Here is a 14,700-nt window from a genome sequence, read left to right as displayed (position 1 = left end):
TGATCCTGCTTCGATCAGACCAAGATGCGTGAAAAACAAATACAATATAGCACTCCCGACACTTCCATTTTATTTAAAGTGGAAATGCTCCTGGCGTCATCTTTTCTTTAATGACAAACGTTCTATTTGTGATGAAGATAGTATCGTCAAATTTTCGGGGAGGAAATTTATGCAGGTTTTGAAAATCGGGGTTATCGGGGTGGCGTTCAGTGCTTTTGCAATCATTGCCACAGCGCAAGCCGACGACTGCCAGAACGCCAGTTCGCAGTCCGCACTCAATGAATGCTATGGCAAAGCCTACAAGAAATCGGATGGCGAGCTGAACAAGATCTTCAAGACCTTGCAGCGCCGCGCCGACGATGCGGACCTGAAGAAAAAACTGGTTCAGTCGCAACGGACATGGATCGCCTTTCGCGACGCCGAATGCGACATGCAGACGGTTGGCGGCGGCAGTATTTCCGGCATGGCCTATTCGATCTGCCTGTCCGACCTGACGGCGGAGCGCGTCAGCGACCTCAAGAAATATCTCAAATGCGAGGAAGGCGACAGCAACTGCCCCTTCCCCGCCGCCAGCAACTGATCAGTTCCGGCTCTCATAGGCGGCATCGAAGAATGCCTTTTCCAGTTCGACCGCTCGCCGGAAGAACTGCTGGCATTGTTCTGCCGCTGCCGGGCCGACCCTATCGAGTTCCGAGCGCAGGAAACCGACAAATTCCACGAAGTATGGATTGTCATGCAGCACGATCCATTCCGCGAAAACAAAATCGTCAGGCAGAGGCTTTGGCGCTTTTTCAGCCCAGTCGAGATAAAGCCATTCGGCAACGGTCAGCACCGACAGGCAGACCGCATAGGAGCCTGAACGCGCAGCTTCCAGCATCAGTTCCTTGAATGCAGCGGTTGGCGTCGCATCAGGTGTATCGAAACGCTCGGCGTCAGCGACTGCGAGTTTCGCAAAGGAGCGTTCGAAATAGGAGTTTTCATCGCTGCTGATCATGCCGATGAAACGGCCCAATGTCAGCTTGGCTTCCATCCTGTCGCAATTGACCAGCGTTCCACCCAGCAGTGACAGAAAGCAGTCGATAAAGCGATGATCCTGCACCAGATAGCGCGTCATGACATCAGGTGCGACCGTGCCCGTATAGATTTCACCGACGAGCCGATGGCCGACGGCTTGCGACCAGAATGGCTGGCTGTTCTGACGCAAGCGTTCAGAGAAAGTTTCAAAAGTGCTGATTGACACGATGATCTCCATGTTTTGAACGGAAACCTATTCGGGCAATGCTTACTATTTTACTGACCAGCGTTCGATATCCGCGCTCTGCCCGATCAATGCCAGGCCGTTGGCGATGGAATCGAACTGGTTCGAGCTCGTCACCACGGCGTCGGGAAAGCGGTTTTCAAACACCGTGCGGATGACCGGTACGAAAGATGTGCCGCCGGTGAGGAAAACACGGTCGATAGACGAGGTTTCCAGCTCCGCTTTATCCACCGCCTGCTGCACCGACTGTTCAATCTGGCGCACATCGTCAGCGATCCAGTTTTCGAAATCGTTGCGCGTGATGTCGGAGCGGATTTCGAAATCGTCGGCTTTAAAGTGCAGTTCCGACATGCGCTGCGATGAAAGCCTTACCTTCAGGTCTGAAACGGCGCGATAGATTTCATAGCCGTAATCGTTCTCGATCAGGTTGATGAAATGTTCGAGGGGCTTTGGATCGACCGCTTGCCGGGCCAGTTCGTCCAGATCGCGAATGGTCGCTGGAGAGTTCATCAGGAACAGCGTGTTCCAGCGCGCAAAATTTGCATAATAATGGTTCGGTATGGTCAGCCTTTTGCCGAAGGACTGGTATTCCGTACCCTTTCCAAGCAGCGGCGAAACGGCATTGTCGATGATGCGATAGTCGAATGTATCGCCTGCAATGCCCAGACCTGTCTGGCTGAGCGGCGTGAAGCTGAGGCCATTCTTGCCCACTTCGAAGCGCACGATGGAAAAGTCGCTCGTACCGCCGCCGAAGTCGGCCACCAGAACGGTGGATGCTGCATTCAGTTCCTGCGCATAGAAATAAGCCGCGGCAACCGGCTCATAGACGTAGTGAATATCGGTGAAGCCGAACGCCCGGAACGCCTTCTCATAGCGCTGCATGGCCAGCGCTTCATCCGGCGAAGCGCCCGCAAAGATCACCGGCCTGCCAATAACCACGCGATTGCCCTTTGGTGGCAGGCGATCGCCAAGCCGCGCGGCGACCGTTTCGAGGAAGGTCGCCAGAATATCCTCGAACTTGAACCGCTTGCCGAAAACCGGCGTATCGGTGAAGGATTTCGATGCCGCGAATGTCTTGAACGATTGCAGCATGCGCGTGGAATGCGGCGCGTTGACGAACGCGTCCATCGCCCAAGGTCCGCTTTCAACGGTGCGCTCGCCGGTTTCGCGATCTTGCCAGAAGCAAAGGATCGAGCGGTAGCCGGTAATATCCACGCCATCCTTCGGCACGCTCAGGACGACCGTGGTTCCATCGGGTGCAGCCACGGACAGAACGGTGTTCGTCGTGCCGAAGTCGATGCCCAATGTCACGCCGTCAAAACGGCTCTGATCAGCCTTCGTCATCACTACACCTTCTTTGGAGAAAACCGGAGAGCGGGCGAATTAGCAGCCGCGCAAGCCAAGCTCAACCTGAAATTACCAAATTAAATGCTGGTTATGATCACGATCGCGATCATCGCGGTCCAGATGAGAAAAATTTCCGGTCGCGCAAATGTTAATGCGTGTTTCCAAAGTTTACATGACCTCCTTCTTCTGCCTGTTAGGTTTCACCGCCGCATCTGGAGTGGTTCGTCTTTCACTCATATCCCCTGAATTGCTCCGCTTATTTGTTTTCACCGCCTTCGCAATGCCCGGATGTTTTCGATCCGGCTTCGCTATGCTCAAGGTTACCCAACAAATGAAAGCGATACTCATGGCGTTTCTCTCACGTACGGTTCTTGCCACTGTCCTCCTTTCGACCAGTGCGCTGCCCCACGCTGCAAATGCTCAGGAGACAGCCAATCAGCCGATAGCAAGTGGCTATCACAGCAGCGGTCAAGCCACCGCAGAGGTGAGCGGCGTCGTGGCAGATGGCGACAAGCTGACCGTCAAGGTCCGTTTCATCAATGCCAAGGAAGGCGGCAGCGTTTCGACAACGCTTTATACCGCGTTGTCGGACAAAGATTACGAGAATGACTATTATCTTCTCGCAGGCGACAAGAAATATCTTCTTCTGAAAGACTCCGAAGGCAAGCCGCTTGCTCCGGCATCGGTTTCTCTTTTCGGCAATGGCCATGTTGTGGGCGTCTGGCATGGCGTCTTTCCCGCGCCACCGAAGGGCCAGAAGGTGACGCTCTATATCAAGGGGGTCGAGCCGCTCGGGCCTTTTGCTGTTCCCGCCGAATAGGGGCTGGCCATGACCAATCAGATCAAAGGCTGCATCGCTCTCGGCCTCGCCGTGCTTTGCCTGCCATCCGTCGCGACCGCGCAGAATACAAGCGCAGACAACAGCGCTTATATTCGTGATCTTGTGCCCGAAATCCGCGATCTGGTTTCGGCATCGGGCAGCACCGATGGCAAGGCGCGTGGCCTGTCCGGTGCGGCACAGGAAATTGTCGAGAAGAGCGGCAATATCACCATGCGGGAAACCGAGGACAGCATCGTTCTTTCCGTGACAAGCGATATTCTGTTCGATTTCGACAGCGCCAAACTGACCAGCAAGGCCAAGGCGACGCTGACCGATATTGCCAAAATATTGGAAAGCATGCCGGATTCCGCAGTCCGTGTGGTGGGCCATACGGATTCCAAAGGGGCCGACAGCTACAACGATAAGCTGTCAAAAAGCCGCGCCGATGCGGTCACCAAATTTCTCGTCAATAATGGCGTTCAATCGGCACGACTGAAACCGGAAGGGCATGGCGAAAGCGAACCTGTCGCACCCAATGAAATCAAGGGCAAGGACAATCCCGACGGACGGGCACAGAACCGGCGTGTCGAATTTGTGCTGCCAAAAACCTAAGGGCAGAACCTATACCAAACGCAACTTCCGGCATCACGCCGGAAGTCTGCAATCTCTGCCTCCAAATATATTAGTAATAGCTTATTTTCATGCAGGACTGACGCCCTAATTCTCGATTGCCGGACTTGGCATCAACGTCAATTAGGAAACCGTCTCATGAGCACAAAACCAACTATCGTACTTGCGCATGGTTTCTGGGGAGGGGCAGCCCATTGGAGCAAGGCCATCCTCGCACTTTCCCGAATGGGACATGACAAGATAAGAGACGTGGAGATGCCTCTGACGTCGCTTGCCGACGATGCCGAGCGTTTGCGCAAGATGACCGTACAGCAGGAGGGGCCGGTACTTCTGGTCGGGCATTCCTATGGTGGTGCGGTCATCACACAGGCAGGTGATCTGCCAAATGTGGTGGGGCTGGTTTACATTGCTGCCTTTGCACCAGATGCAGGCGAAAGCCCCGGCGGCATCAGTCAGGAACATCCACCTGCGGCATTCCCCAATCTGGCTCCCGACAGCGATGGATATCTCTGGATCAAATACGATAAGTTTCACGAAAGCTTCTGCCAGGATTTGAGCGCCGACGAAGCTCTGGTCATGGCAATCACGCAGAAGGCGCCCATCGCCAATACATTTGGTGACACGATCACAGCACCGGCCTGGAAGAAGAAGCCAACCTGGTATCAGATATCGAGCCAGGACCACATGATCGCGCCGGAAAACCAGAAGCGAATGGCCGAACGCATGAACCCGCGCAAGACCATCACACTGGATGCAAGTCATGCCTCGCTTGCATCAAGACCCGACGAGGTCGCCGGATTGATCGCCGAGGCCGCAAACAGCGTCTCGTGAGAATCGAAAAGCAAAAAGCCCGGATCGCTCCGGGCTTTTTGTGTGTCAGCTTATTTCTTTTTCTTCGCGCGGCCTGCGAACGGATTGTCCGAGGTGCGCAATGAAAGCCTTATCGGCACACCCGGCATATCGAAAGTCTCACGCAGGCCGTTGATGAGATAGCGCACATAGGATTGCGGCATCGCATCGGGACGCGAGCAGGACACGACGAAGCCCGGCGGACGGGTTTTCACCTGCGTCATATATTTTACCTTCAGGCGGCGGCCAGAAACTGCCGGTGGCGGCTGGTGCGCGATGACGCCAGCCAGCCAGCGATTGAGACGTCCGGTCGAAACGCGGCGGTTCCAGATTTCGTGGGTCTTGACGACATTCTCCATGAGCTTGTCGATACCCTGTCCGCGCTCGCCGGAAATCGGCACGGCGCGAAGCCCGCGCACCTGTGGCAGCAGGCGGGCCGTCTTTTCGTAAAGATCGGCCAGAACCATCTGGCGGTCCTCGATCAGATCCCATTTGTTGAATGCGATGATCGGTGCCCGGCCTTCACGGATGATGAGATCGGCAATCTGCAGATCCTGCTTTTCAAACGGGATCGTCGCATCGAGCACGATGATGACGACTTCCGCAAAACGGATCGCACGCAGGCCGTCAGCAACCGAAAGCTTTTCGAGCTTTTCCTGCACGCGCGACTTGCGGCGCAAACCGGCCGTGTCAAACAGCTTGATCTTGCGGCCACGCCATTCCCAATCTACCGAGATCGAGTCACGGGTGATGCCTGCTTCCGGTCCGGTCAGCAGGCGGTCTTCACCGAGCATCGTGTTAATGAGCGTCGACTTGCCAGCGTTGGGTCGGCCGACAATGGCGATCCGCAGCGGCTTGGTCGCATCATAGGCCGGGATTTCTTCTTCATCCGGGTCTTCGATGTCATCGCCGATCAGTTCACCGACAGCCTTCGGCGTGAAAACCTCGTCGGCAACTTCCTCTTCCTTCTCGTCGGCGAAGACGCGCTCTTCGCCCAGAAGCTCGACAATGGCGTCACGCAGGTCTGGCATGCCCTGACCGTGTTCGGCAGAGATCGGGCACGGTTCGCCAAGGCCAAGCTGGAAAGCGTCATACATGCCGGATTGCGCGCCGCGCGCTTCCGCCTTGTTGGCGACCAGCACGACCGGCTTGCCGGAACGGCGCACCACTTCGGCAAAGGTGCTGTCGGTCGGCGTCAGGCCGTTCTTGGCGTCAACGACGAACAGGATCACGTCGGCTTCCTGGATGGCAGCCTCGGTCTGGGCGCGCATGCGCGCTTCCAGGCTGTCATTGGCAGCTTCTTCAAGACCTGCCGTATCGATGACCTGAAACTTCAGATCGTAGAGCTTGGCATCGTGGATGCGCCGGTCGCGCGTGACGCCCGGCAGGTCATCGACCAGCGCCAGCTTGCGGCCGACGAGGCGATTGAACAGCGTGGACTTGCCGACATTGGGACGCCCGACGATGGCGACTGTGAAACCCATGGGAGAAGATAACTCCAGAAACCAGAGCGGTTCCGCTTTCAACCGAAACGTGGAACCGCTCTATTTATTTATCTTGACGCGCATCTTGTCCGAAAACCGCTTCGCACTTTTCGGGATGCGCTTGTTTTATTATGTGCTTTGCGCGTCAGGCACGTTGACACCAGCGCTGCGCATCAGATCGAGCATCGTATTGGAACGCTGGCGGATATTGGCCGGAGCAAGGCTGTCATTGGCAATTTGCTGGAACAGTTTGACCGCATCATCGAAACGCTCAGCCTTCCAGGCAGCCAGACCCAACGCTTCCCGTGCGCTTGAACGCATAGGATTGCCGTCTGCGGAAAGCGTCTCGACGTGCTTGGCGACGTCGTCATAGGAACCGCTGTCGACCAGCAGATAACCGGCACGCAGGCGCGCGACATCGCGAAGCGGTGCAGGCACGGCGTTATCGGCAGCAACCTCATCGAACGCCTTCACGGCACCGGCTGCATCGCCCTTGTCAGCGATAACCGACGCGGCGCGAAGACGCGCCAGCACCGGATAGGAGCCGTAGCCGGTCTTTTCCAGATCGTCGAGCGCGGTCAGCGCTTCGTCGTTTTTGCCTTCCGAGGCGAGGTCCAGTGCGGCGAGGAACTTGTCACCGGAAGCGGAAGCCTTGCTGTCGACCCAGTGCTGATAGCCGACCCAGCCAGCTGTTCCCAGAACAATGGCCACAGCGCCGCCGATCAACAGCGGACCGAAATTCCGCCAGATCTGCTTTGCCCGTTCCGAACGGATTTCCTCGTTTACCTCGCGAATGAAACTGTCGTCTGCCATGGACCTGCCACTAAAGCCAAATTGATGTTCGTATTTGTTCGTTCTGGCGCTTTTAGTCGCATTTCGCGCCATATGTAAGACCCGTCAGCGAAATAAGCCGAAACACGTGTCACAAAGTGCATTTCGGTCCGACAATAGCCTTATTCAAGAACTAGCAACGGAATTTCTGGAACTATTCCTCTTCCCCCCTCGTTTCGTGGTCCATGCGCATCCTGTCCCCCCGCCCTTTTCTTTTGTCCGCCCTGGTTCTGGCTACCTGTGCCGCACAGGCGGAACCGGTATCCACAAAGCCGCAATATGTGCTGATTTCCTTCGATGGCGCACATGACAATGCACTATGGACCCGCTCGCGCGAGCTGGCGAAGAAAAACAACGCCCATTTCACCTATTTCCTTTCCTGCGTCTTCCTGATGACCAAACAGGACCGGCGCGATTACAAGCCGCCCCATAAGCGGGCCGGTTCGTCCAATGTCGGCTTTGCGCTCGGCCGCGACGAAGTTGTCGCCCGCCTTGGCAATATCTGGCAGGCCCATCTGGAAGGCAACGAGATCGCCAGCCATGGCTGCGGTCATTTTGACGGCACTGATTGGTCGGCCGCCGACTGGGACAAGGAAATCAAGGAGTTCCGCCGCATTACCGCTGACGCCTACAAGAATAATGGCATCAGTGGCGAGCCGGAAGGCTGGCGTGATCTTGCGCTGAAGGGCATCGACGGGTTTCGCGCGCCCTATCTCGCCGCATCGAAGCCGGTGCAAGATGCGCTCAAGGCAAACGGTTTTCGCTATCAGGCATCGTCCATCACGCGTGGCCCAGAAGAGCCAACCCTTGCCGGTCAGTTTGCTTCATTTGGATTGCCGCTTGTTCCGGAAGGCCCGTCGCAACGCCCTATCGTGGCAATGGACTATAATCTTTATGTCCGTCACTCGAAGGGCCAGGAGGCGCCACAGCAATCGGCAGCTTTCGAAGACCGGGCCTATAAAGCTTTCCGCACGGCATTCGACAAGCAATATACCGGCGAGCGCATTCCGCTCCAGCTCGGCTTCCATTTCGTGCTGATGAATGATGGCGCCTATTGGCGCGCCATGGAGCGGCTCGTGACGGAAGTCTGCACCAAGCCCGACGTCAAATGCACAACCTACAGCGATTATCTGGACAGTCTCGACAAGGATGCCGTCCATGCAAGCCAGAACAGGTCGTAATCGTCCCCTTAAGCTGAAGGCGTTGCATCAAGATTTGCCTGATCGAGCGACGGCAGCGGCTCGCCGCGGATAACCGCCTCGAAAGCTCTCAGACGCTTGTAGATCGACAGCAATTCGATGATCGTCGTCCATGAGTTGACGAGATACTGGAACGATCCCTGCACCTGCGAAAAGACATTCGTGATCTGGTTCATCAGGCCAAGCGTCAGCTTGCCAGCCACAATCGACGGAACAAGGATCAGCGTCGGGAAAATATTATCGGCCTGAATATAGAAAATGCGGGCGACGTTGAAATAGACATAGTGGAAATAGAGCCGGAAATAATTGTGCCGGACATTGCGAAACAGTTCGCCGAGCGTGATCGGTTCCGCGCGATCCGCGTGATCTTCGCCATAGACCAGTTCCTTGCGGTAGGCCGCTTCGACACGCTGATTGTTGAACTCCAGCCCCGGCAGCTTGATACCGACCAGCGCCAGAAATCCGGTGCCGAAAGCAGCCCAGAAGACCGCCGCAACGACCAGGGCATGCGGCACCATGCCAACCACCGGCAGCTCGCTGACCTTTTCCGAAAAACTGAACAGGACCGGCAGAAAGGCGATCAGCGTCATCACCGATTTGACGAGGCTGACACCAAGCTGTTCCAGCGTCGTGGAAAAGCGCATCGTGTCTTCCTGCACGCGCTGTGCCGCACCTTCGATGGAACGCAGTTTCGGCCAATGACTGACGTAGTATTCATTCATCGCCGAACGCCAGCGGAAGATATAGTGGCTGACGAAAAACAGGCTCAGAACACCGACAGTCACACCGATAAAGGCTATTTCGGCAAATGTGACCATGCCCCAGTAAAAGTCGGAGGCGCTGACGGCTCCGGGCGATGTGAGTGCCTTTTGAACCAGATCGTAGAACGGCCCATACCAGGCATTGACCGCAACGCTGACCTGCACGCCGAAATAGGTAGTGAACAGGATCAGTGCCGATCCAAGTATGGACCAGCGTTGCCACGGGTGCGGTGAAAACCAAGCCCAGAAAAGATAGAAGGCGAATGTCGCCACCGCGAAATATATATAGAACCAGAGAAACGGCGCCGACCAGAACAGGCTCGCACCGATAATCGGCGCTGCGTCTTGCGCCAGGGGTGGCAGGCCGAATATGGCACCCAGCCTTTCCCCTCCTTCATACCAGCCAAGCACCGCAAGCAGGCTCCAGACGAGCGCGGACCAGAAGAACAATTTCGGGCGGGGAAAGAACGACACAAACACTGAATTTCAGTCCAACTTCGTGAGGAATTTTCCGCATATGAAGCCGGTTCTCGCGCCTTTACCAGTTAAATTCCTGTAAGGTTTCAGCCCGATGTTCTGACGACGCGTCCTGCCATGATGCCAAACACCGCGACGACGACCAGCGAGAACGCTGCGGCCAGACTTGCCGAAGTAAACGAACCGGAACGCTGCGCCATGAAGCCAGCCACCAGCGGGCCGATGATCTGGCCAATGCTGAAGCAGACCGTCATCCGCGCCAAAGCGCGTTTTGGCGAAGCCGGTGCGAGTGTACGGGCGATCTGCAATCCAAACGCCGTCAATGCCATGAAAGTGATGCCCAGAAGCGCGCCGCCCACCAGAGGCCCGAGCGGCGGAGCCAGAACCACGCTCGCGGCAACGCCGACAGCCTCCAAAATGGCCGTCAGGGCAAATGCATTGAAAAGGCCGAATTTCCTGGCAGCCGGTGCCCACAGCCAGATCGAGGGCGCAGCCGTCAGGCCGGTCACCACCCACACAGCCGCTTCCATCAGCGGGCCGCTATCGGTCGCGCGCACGATTGCAATCAGGAACGTTGCCGTGATCACGTAGCCAAAGCCGAAAATGCCATAGGCCAGCGCCAGTGCGTTGAAGGCGAAGCTCTTGGGGAGCGGCGGTTCACGCGTGCCACTGTTTCCGCCAACCGGCCCTTCCCTGACGAAAGCGCCAACCAGAACAACCATGACGATGGTCAGAACCGCAGCGCCGATCCAGTCGGCACGCCAGTCAAGCCCGGCAAAACGGATCAGCGCCACAAGAACGGCAGAGAGTGCAATACCACTGCCGACACCGCCGAAATGCAGGGCTCCAAGCCCCGCTCTTTCCGCCGCCGTGACATGGCTCAGCACGATTGCCGTGCAGAGGATCATCGTCACCGCACTGATGAAACCCGCCGCAAAGCGGATGATGGAGAACAGCCAGACACCGTCAAAAAGCGCCATGGCAGCGCACAGCAATCCGCTGATGATCAGGCCCGCAATCACGCTTTTCCGCTCGATGCCCGCGGACCATCCATAACCGGCAACGACTGCCCCCAGCAGATAGCCGATATAATTTGCCGATGCGATAAAGCCTGCATCGGCGGCAGTGAAGCCGATATCGGCCATCATTCCCGGCAGGATCGGTGTATAGATGAAACGCCCGATCCCCATGGCTGCGGCCATAGCCAGAAAACCGCCGAAAGCATAGCGGACGGCAGTGCGATGTTGTGGGGATGCGGGCTTGGTCATCTCTAGGGAGGTCTCGGTCATTGGCGGGAAAATAAACCTCAATCATCCAAGGACAATTGAATTTTTCTGATCGGACCGATCACCACTATTGAGCCTCATACGCGTTCGCCCTCCTTGAAGCTTGCCCCCGGTTGTTTGGGTTTGTGCCCTTATGAGACCGTCCTAAAATTGGAGTACACACTCGCGATGGAGGATCGTGATGAATAGATCGGGCATATCCGCTTGTCTGTTAGCAGCCGTGACGGTGATCGCAGCAGGTGTCGTTCAGGCAAAAAAACTGGAAACGATGAGTGAGGTCCGCAGTGAGTTGCACACCTGCTGGTCCCCACCGCCAGATATTATCAAATCCAGCGTTACCCTCAGCTTCAGTTTTAGGCGTGACGGAAGCTTGATGGGGCCGCCCCGCGCTACCGCGATCAACGTTCTAGGGGATGACAATGCAAAAGCGGCATTTTTGAACGCTGCTATCGAAGCCGTCGAAAAATGTACGCCTCTGCAACTTGCTCCCTCACTGGCGCAGGAAATTAGCGGGGGTGTCTTTACCACGCAGTTTCATTCTTCGGATTAATCGAAGCAACTTTGACAGATAGGCTCTTGCGAATCACATAAGTGTATGCTTATGTATTTTCATGAATGAGAACGATATATTCAACGATATATTCAGGGCGCTTGCCGACCCGACCCGCCGGATGATTTTCGAGAAGCTGGCATCGGGCAGCATGAATGCCAGTGCGCTGCGGGCGGGCATGGAGATCAGCCAGCCAGCCATGTCGCAGCATCTGGCCGTGTTGCGCGGCGCCGGGCTGGTGCGTGAGGAGCGTGAGGGGCGCTTCGTCAATTACGAAGTCGATCCGAACGGGCTGACCCTCATTGCTAACTGGCTTGCGAAATATCGCGCCTACTGGCCGGAACGTATCGACGCTCTCAAAACCTTGCTGAAGGATATGGACCAATGACCGACCGGCAGGAAGAACCACGCGTGAAAGGCATTGAACAGGAATATGAGTTGGATGCCACGCCGCAGAAAGTGTGGCGTGCGATCAGCATTCCGGAGTTTCGCGAAAACTGGCTTCCATCCGAGGCGTTGGCCGATCCGGAGCCAACATCCTGCAAGCCCGGCAAGGAGATCAGCTACCGGATGCGGGAAAGCGAACCACCCTTTCTGGAAAGCATGGTCACGTTCCGCATTGTGCCAGGCGTTTCCGGCGGCACCTTTCTGCGCGTCATCCATGAACTGAACGACACGCGCCTGAAGCACACCGCGGTAGTTGCTGCCAACAGCAACCGGATGCCGATGATGCGCGCCGCCTAGAGCGGTTCCAGTTAAAACAGAGTTATTGGAACCGCTCTATCTCTTTGTTTTTACGCATTATCCTACGCATCGAAGCGGCATGAGAAATCAGTCCAGTGAACTGATTTCCCCGCGTAGACGCTTCGTACTTTTGCTGGAAATGCTCTAGTACCCCGGAATTTCTGACAGAGAGGAGTTCGCCGATGCGCGAAACGATGCAACTCGTCCCTATGGTCGTGGAACAGTCGAGCCGTGGCGAACGGTCGTTCGATATCTATTCGCGCCTGCTGCGCGAACGGATCATCTTTCTCAATGGTGAAGTGAACGACACTGTGTCTGCACTGATCTGCGCGCAATTGCTGTTTCTGGAAGCGGAAAATTCCAAACAGCCGATCAATCTCTATATCAACTCGCCGGGCGGCGTTGTGACCAGCGGCCTCGCGATCTATGACACAATGCACTATGTCCGTGCACCAGTGCACACGCTTTGCATGGGGACGGCCCGCTCGATGGGCTCCTTTCTGCTGATGGCGGGCGAGCCCGGTCATAGGGCAGCACTTCCCAACGCAAACCTGCTTGTCCACCAGCCCTCCGGTGGCTTTCAGGGGCAGGCATCGGATATCTTCATCCATGCCGAGGAAGCGCAACGAACCAAGCGGCTGATGACGCGTCTTTATGCCGAACATTGCGGTCGCACCTATGAAGAGGTGGAATGTGCCCTTGACCGCGATAATTTCATGACTGCGGAAGCCGGTCTCGAATGGGGATTGATCGACCGCATACTGGAACGGCGTGAAGTTCCAGCGGCGTGACGTCTTTCTGCAGCAGCGGTGCGCGTCCACCTATGCTGCAGTTGGCTTTTCTTCAGTCTTCCTTCCGGCGATGGGAACACTGTCCGGAATATCGGAATGCAGGAAGTGCAGCAGCGTATCCTGAACCGATAACAGCCGGTGCGCGCAATCGCGCCAGCCGAACGGAATGTCTTTTGGCATGGGCGGGACTCGGCCTGGTTCCTGCCCTTCCTCCAGCTCGCAATTGGCGATGACAACCTGCAGGGCCTCCGTCAGCCAGGGAGGCGGTGGGGCCTCCTTCTTTCGCAGCGCATTGCCCAGCGCTTCACCGAACAGCAGCGCCGATGCATAAAGGCGGATGCCACGCCGGTCGTACCGACCCGCCATTTCCGTAACCTCGCGCGCCACCAGCCGACCACGCAGCGACCAGCGTGCATTGCTGCGCGCCAGCGCAATACCGTCGCCGAGGGCGATCACTGCCCGGTGCGCGGATGTGAACTGGTTGATTGCACTCTGGGCGCGCACGAGGTCCTGTTTTTCGAGCGCCACTGCCGATTGCTTGAGTCCGTTGGCAAGACGGTCGAGCAGGCCGCGGACGGCCTTGTCGATCAGGAGCACCGGGCTTGGCGTCATCAATATCTGGCTGAACAGCAAGCCGACACCGGCACCGACCAGAACATCGACCAGCCGCGTTATACCTGCGACCTGCGGTCCCATGGCGAGAACCAGAATCGCAGAGACGCCCGACTGGATGGCAATTGCAGGAGCCATGCCGAAAGAGGTCGCCAGCACCATGGCGACGAACGTCACTATGCTTGTGTGGAAGACCGGAACCGTTTCCGGCAAGAGCAGCGAAAGTTCTCCCACCAGCACGCCAGTCGTGACGCCGACCATCACCCCTATCGCCTGCTTGCCATGGTTGGGCAGGTTCGGTGCCAGACAGATCACGGCCGTGACCATGGCAAAGACAGGTTTCGGCTGCCCCAGCGCCAACTGGCAGATCAGCCACGCGACACCGCCTGCAAAGGACGCGATCAGGGAGTCACGCCAACTTACCGACCATTGCTGAACGACCTTATTCGCGCGCTGCCGCATAGATCTCTCCATCTGCTTGTCGACAGCTATCTATGGCAGCGCTCCTCTGCCTCAAGACTTGAAGAAACTTTCGTATAGTTCCGGCTTGAAACCGACCGTCAGCTTTCCGCCCTTGTCGAGAACCGGACGCTTGACCATGGATGGCTGTGCCAGCATCAGCGCCCGCGCCTTGGCGGCATCGACGTTCTGGCGTTCTTCCTCGGGCAGTTTGCGAAACGTCGTTCCGGCCCGGTTGAGCAATTGTTCCCACGGAACGCTTTTCAGAAAGCGGTCGAGCGTTTCGCCGTCGAGCCCTTCCTTCTTGTAATCGTGAAATGCGTAGCCGATGCCATGGTCTTCAAGCCAGGTGCGCGCCTTCTTCATGGTGTCGCAGTTCTTGATACCGTAGATGGTCACGCTCATATCCGACTCCTTTGATCGACTAGAGCGTGATGTTTTCAAGTTGAACCACTATCCCGCTCTAAACTTTTGTTTGAGCATGATTTTATCCGAAAACCGGTTCCCACTTTTCGGAATCATGCTCTGGCCGCGATCAAAGGCTATCGAAACACCGGTTTCAACCTTTAAAGCGTGTTGCATCTTACTATATTCAGGGAACA

17 protein-coding genes are annotated in these 14,700 nt (G+C 56.6%); 9 read left to right on the top strand and 8 right to left on the bottom strand.

The genetic code is table 11. The features are described 5' to 3' along the window. The first annotated feature begins 169 nt into the window (after window positions 1–169). Window positions 170–580: a lysozyme inhibitor LprI family protein gene (locus tag KWJ32_RS08590; protein ID WP_010658317.1), complete on the top strand. Its 411-nt coding sequence runs from the start codon at window positions 170–172 to the stop codon at window positions 578–580. On the opposite strand, the gene KWJ32_RS08585 is transcribed toward KWJ32_RS08590, so the two are convergent. Both KWJ32_RS08585 and KWJ32_RS08580 read right to left on the bottom strand, forming a co-directional pair. Further along, window positions 581–1,252 (bottom strand): TenA family protein, encoded by a 672-nt coding sequence (locus KWJ32_RS08585; RefSeq protein ID WP_125303304.1) that lies wholly within the window; start codon window positions 1,250–1,252, stop codon window positions 581–583. Between the two features lie 33 nt (window positions 1,253–1,285). Then, complete coding sequence (locus KWJ32_RS08580) at window positions 1,286–2,602, bottom strand: Hsp70 family protein (protein ID WP_010658315.1); 1,317 nt, start codon at window positions 2,600–2,602, stop codon at window positions 1,286–1,288. Window positions 2,603–2,936: 334 nt separating this feature from the next. On the opposite strand from KWJ32_RS08580, the gene KWJ32_RS08575 reads away from it, so the two are divergent. The 3 genes from KWJ32_RS08575 (at window position 2,937) to KWJ32_RS08565 (ending at window position 4,886) form a co-directional block, all read left to right on the top strand. After that, window positions 2,937–3,425, top strand: coding sequence for a hypothetical protein (locus KWJ32_RS08575; protein ID WP_012090775.1), 489 nt, complete (start codon window positions 2,937–2,939; stop codon window positions 3,423–3,425). Between the two features lie 9 nt (window positions 3,426–3,434). After that, window positions 3,435–4,037 carry an OmpA family protein gene (locus KWJ32_RS08570; protein ID WP_040129838.1) on the top strand — a complete coding sequence of 201 codons (603 nt, stop codon included), beginning with the start codon at window positions 3,435–3,437 and terminating at the stop codon, window positions 4,035–4,037. A gap of 156 nt (window positions 4,038–4,193) precedes the next feature. Beyond that, window positions 4,194–4,886 carry an alpha/beta hydrolase gene (locus KWJ32_RS08565; RefSeq protein WP_125303307.1) on the top strand — a complete coding sequence of 231 codons (693 nt, stop codon included), beginning with the start codon at window positions 4,194–4,196 and terminating at the stop codon, window positions 4,884–4,886. 50 nt (window positions 4,887–4,936) lie between these two features. Here KWJ32_RS08565 and der read toward each other — a convergent pair whose 3' ends face one another. Both der and KWJ32_RS08555 read right to left on the bottom strand, forming a co-directional pair. Beyond that, on the bottom strand, window positions 4,937–6,388 hold the full coding sequence (gene der / locus KWJ32_RS08560; protein ID WP_010658311.1) for a ribosome biogenesis GTPase Der: 1,452 nt from the start codon (window positions 6,386–6,388) through the stop codon (window positions 4,937–4,939). Between the two features lie 129 nt (window positions 6,389–6,517). Continuing rightward, window positions 6,518–7,201 carry a tetratricopeptide repeat protein gene (locus KWJ32_RS08555; RefSeq protein WP_010658310.1) on the bottom strand — a complete coding sequence of 228 codons (684 nt, stop codon included), beginning with the start codon at window positions 7,199–7,201 and terminating at the stop codon, window positions 6,518–6,520. 203 nt (window positions 7,202–7,404) lie between these two features. Here KWJ32_RS08555 and KWJ32_RS08550 point away from each other — a divergent pair, with 203 nt between their 5' ends. Then, a complete protein-coding gene (locus tag KWJ32_RS08550) occupies window positions 7,405–8,400 on the top strand; it encodes a polysaccharide deacetylase (RefSeq protein WP_125300590.1) in 996 nt (331 codons plus the stop codon). An 8-nt stretch (window positions 8,401–8,408) separates the two neighbouring features. Here the strand turns inward: KWJ32_RS08550 and sbmA are convergent, their stop codons facing one another. Beyond that, window positions 8,409–9,659: a peptide antibiotic transporter SbmA gene (gene sbmA, locus KWJ32_RS08545; protein ID WP_256885968.1), complete on the bottom strand. Its 1,251-nt coding sequence runs from the start codon at window positions 9,657–9,659 to the stop codon at window positions 8,409–8,411. Between the two features lie 83 nt (window positions 9,660–9,742). After that, window positions 9,743–10,924, bottom strand: coding sequence for a YbfB/YjiJ family MFS transporter (locus tag KWJ32_RS08540; RefSeq protein WP_256885967.1), 1,182 nt, complete (start codon window positions 10,922–10,924; stop codon window positions 9,743–9,745). A gap of 199 nt (window positions 10,925–11,123) precedes the next feature. Here KWJ32_RS08540 and KWJ32_RS08535 point away from each other — a divergent pair, with 199 nt between their 5' ends. The 4 genes from KWJ32_RS08535 to KWJ32_RS08520 all read left to right on the top strand — a co-directional run bounded on the left by KWJ32_RS08535 (window position 11,124) and on the right by KWJ32_RS08520 (window position 13,027). Continuing rightward, window positions 11,124–11,492: a hypothetical protein gene (locus KWJ32_RS08535; protein WP_040129844.1), complete on the top strand. Its 369-nt coding sequence runs from the start codon at window positions 11,124–11,126 to the stop codon at window positions 11,490–11,492. 61 nt (window positions 11,493–11,553) lie between these two features. Beyond that, entirely contained in the window at window positions 11,554–11,880 is a 327-nt protein-coding gene (locus KWJ32_RS08530; RefSeq protein ID WP_010658305.1) for a metalloregulator ArsR/SmtB family transcription factor, read from the top strand. Then, window positions 11,877–12,236 (top strand): hypothetical protein, encoded by a 360-nt coding sequence (locus tag KWJ32_RS08525; protein WP_040129846.1) that lies wholly within the window; start codon window positions 11,877–11,879, stop codon window positions 12,234–12,236. Before KWJ32_RS08530 ends, KWJ32_RS08525 begins: the two co-directional genes overlap by 4 nt. 182 nt (window positions 12,237–12,418) lie before the next feature. Then, window positions 12,419–13,027, top strand: coding sequence for an ATP-dependent Clp protease proteolytic subunit (locus tag KWJ32_RS08520; RefSeq protein WP_256885966.1), 609 nt, complete (start codon window positions 12,419–12,421; stop codon window positions 13,025–13,027). Between the two features lie 30 nt (window positions 13,028–13,057). Here KWJ32_RS08520 and KWJ32_RS08515 read toward each other — a convergent pair whose 3' ends face one another. Together KWJ32_RS08515 and KWJ32_RS08510 are read right to left on the bottom strand one after the other, a co-directional pair. After that, window positions 13,058–14,101, bottom strand: coding sequence for an FUSC family protein (locus KWJ32_RS08515; protein WP_256885965.1), 1,044 nt, complete (start codon window positions 14,099–14,101; stop codon window positions 13,058–13,060). Between the two features lie 51 nt (window positions 14,102–14,152). Continuing rightward, window positions 14,153–14,503: an ArsC family reductase gene (locus tag KWJ32_RS08510; protein ID WP_256885964.1), complete on the bottom strand. Its 351-nt coding sequence runs from the start codon at window positions 14,501–14,503 to the stop codon at window positions 14,153–14,155. Window positions 14,504–14,700: the final 197 nt, after the last annotated feature.

Origin of the sequence: Ochrobactrum sp. BTU2 (genome assembly GCF_024539785.1) — a bacterium.
In the GTDB taxonomy this organism is placed as follows: Bacteria; Pseudomonadota; Alphaproteobacteria; order Rhizobiales; family Rhizobiaceae; genus Brucella; species Brucella anthropi.
The sequence above is the reverse complement of the archived record's forward strand: the minus strand, read 5'-3'. Positions and strand labels throughout refer to the sequence as shown.

Coding starts and splice junctions, on each gene's coding strand:
- KWJ32_RS08590 (WP_010658317.1), top strand. CDS start 170: ATGCAGGTTTTGAAAATCGGGGTTATCGGGGTGGCGTTCAGTGCTTTT.
- KWJ32_RS08585 (WP_125303304.1), bottom strand. CDS start 1,252: ATGGAGATCATCGTGTCAATCAGCACTTTTGAAACTTTCTCTGAACGC.
- KWJ32_RS08580 (WP_010658315.1), bottom strand. CDS start 2,602: ATGACGAAGGCTGATCAGAGCCGTTTTGACGGCGTGACATTGGGCATC.
- KWJ32_RS08575 (WP_012090775.1), top strand. CDS start 2,937: ATGAAAGCGATACTCATGGCGTTTCTCTCACGTACGGTTCTTGCCACT.
- KWJ32_RS08570 (WP_040129838.1), top strand. CDS start 3,435: ATGACCAATCAGATCAAAGGCTGCATCGCTCTCGGCCTCGCCGTGCTT.
- KWJ32_RS08565 (WP_125303307.1), top strand. CDS start 4,194: ATGAGCACAAAACCAACTATCGTACTTGCGCATGGTTTCTGGGGAGGG.
- der (WP_010658311.1), bottom strand. CDS start 6,388: ATGGGTTTCACAGTCGCCATCGTCGGGCGTCCCAATGTCGGCAAGTCC.
- KWJ32_RS08555 (WP_010658310.1), bottom strand. CDS start 7,201: ATGGCAGACGACAGTTTCATTCGCGAGGTAAACGAGGAAATCCGTTCG.
- KWJ32_RS08550 (WP_125300590.1), top strand. CDS start 7,405: ATGCGCATCCTGTCCCCCCGCCCTTTTCTTTTGTCCGCCCTGGTTCTG.
- KWJ32_RS08540 (WP_256885967.1), bottom strand. CDS start 10,924: ATGACCAAGCCCGCATCCCCACAACATCGCACTGCCGTCCGCTATGCT.
- KWJ32_RS08535 (WP_040129844.1), top strand. CDS start 11,124: ATGAATAGATCGGGCATATCCGCTTGTCTGTTAGCAGCCGTGACGGTG.
- KWJ32_RS08530 (WP_010658305.1), top strand. CDS start 11,554: ATGAATGAGAACGATATATTCAACGATATATTCAGGGCGCTTGCCGAC.
- KWJ32_RS08525 (WP_040129846.1), top strand. CDS start 11,877: ATGACCGACCGGCAGGAAGAACCACGCGTGAAAGGCATTGAACAGGAA.
- KWJ32_RS08520 (WP_256885966.1), top strand. CDS start 12,419: ATGCGCGAAACGATGCAACTCGTCCCTATGGTCGTGGAACAGTCGAGC.
- KWJ32_RS08515 (WP_256885965.1), bottom strand. CDS start 14,101: ATGCGGCAGCGCGCGAATAAGGTCGTTCAGCAATGGTCGGTAAGTTGG.
- KWJ32_RS08510 (WP_256885964.1), bottom strand. CDS start 14,503: ATGAGCGTGACCATCTACGGTATCAAGAACTGCGACACCATGAAGAAG.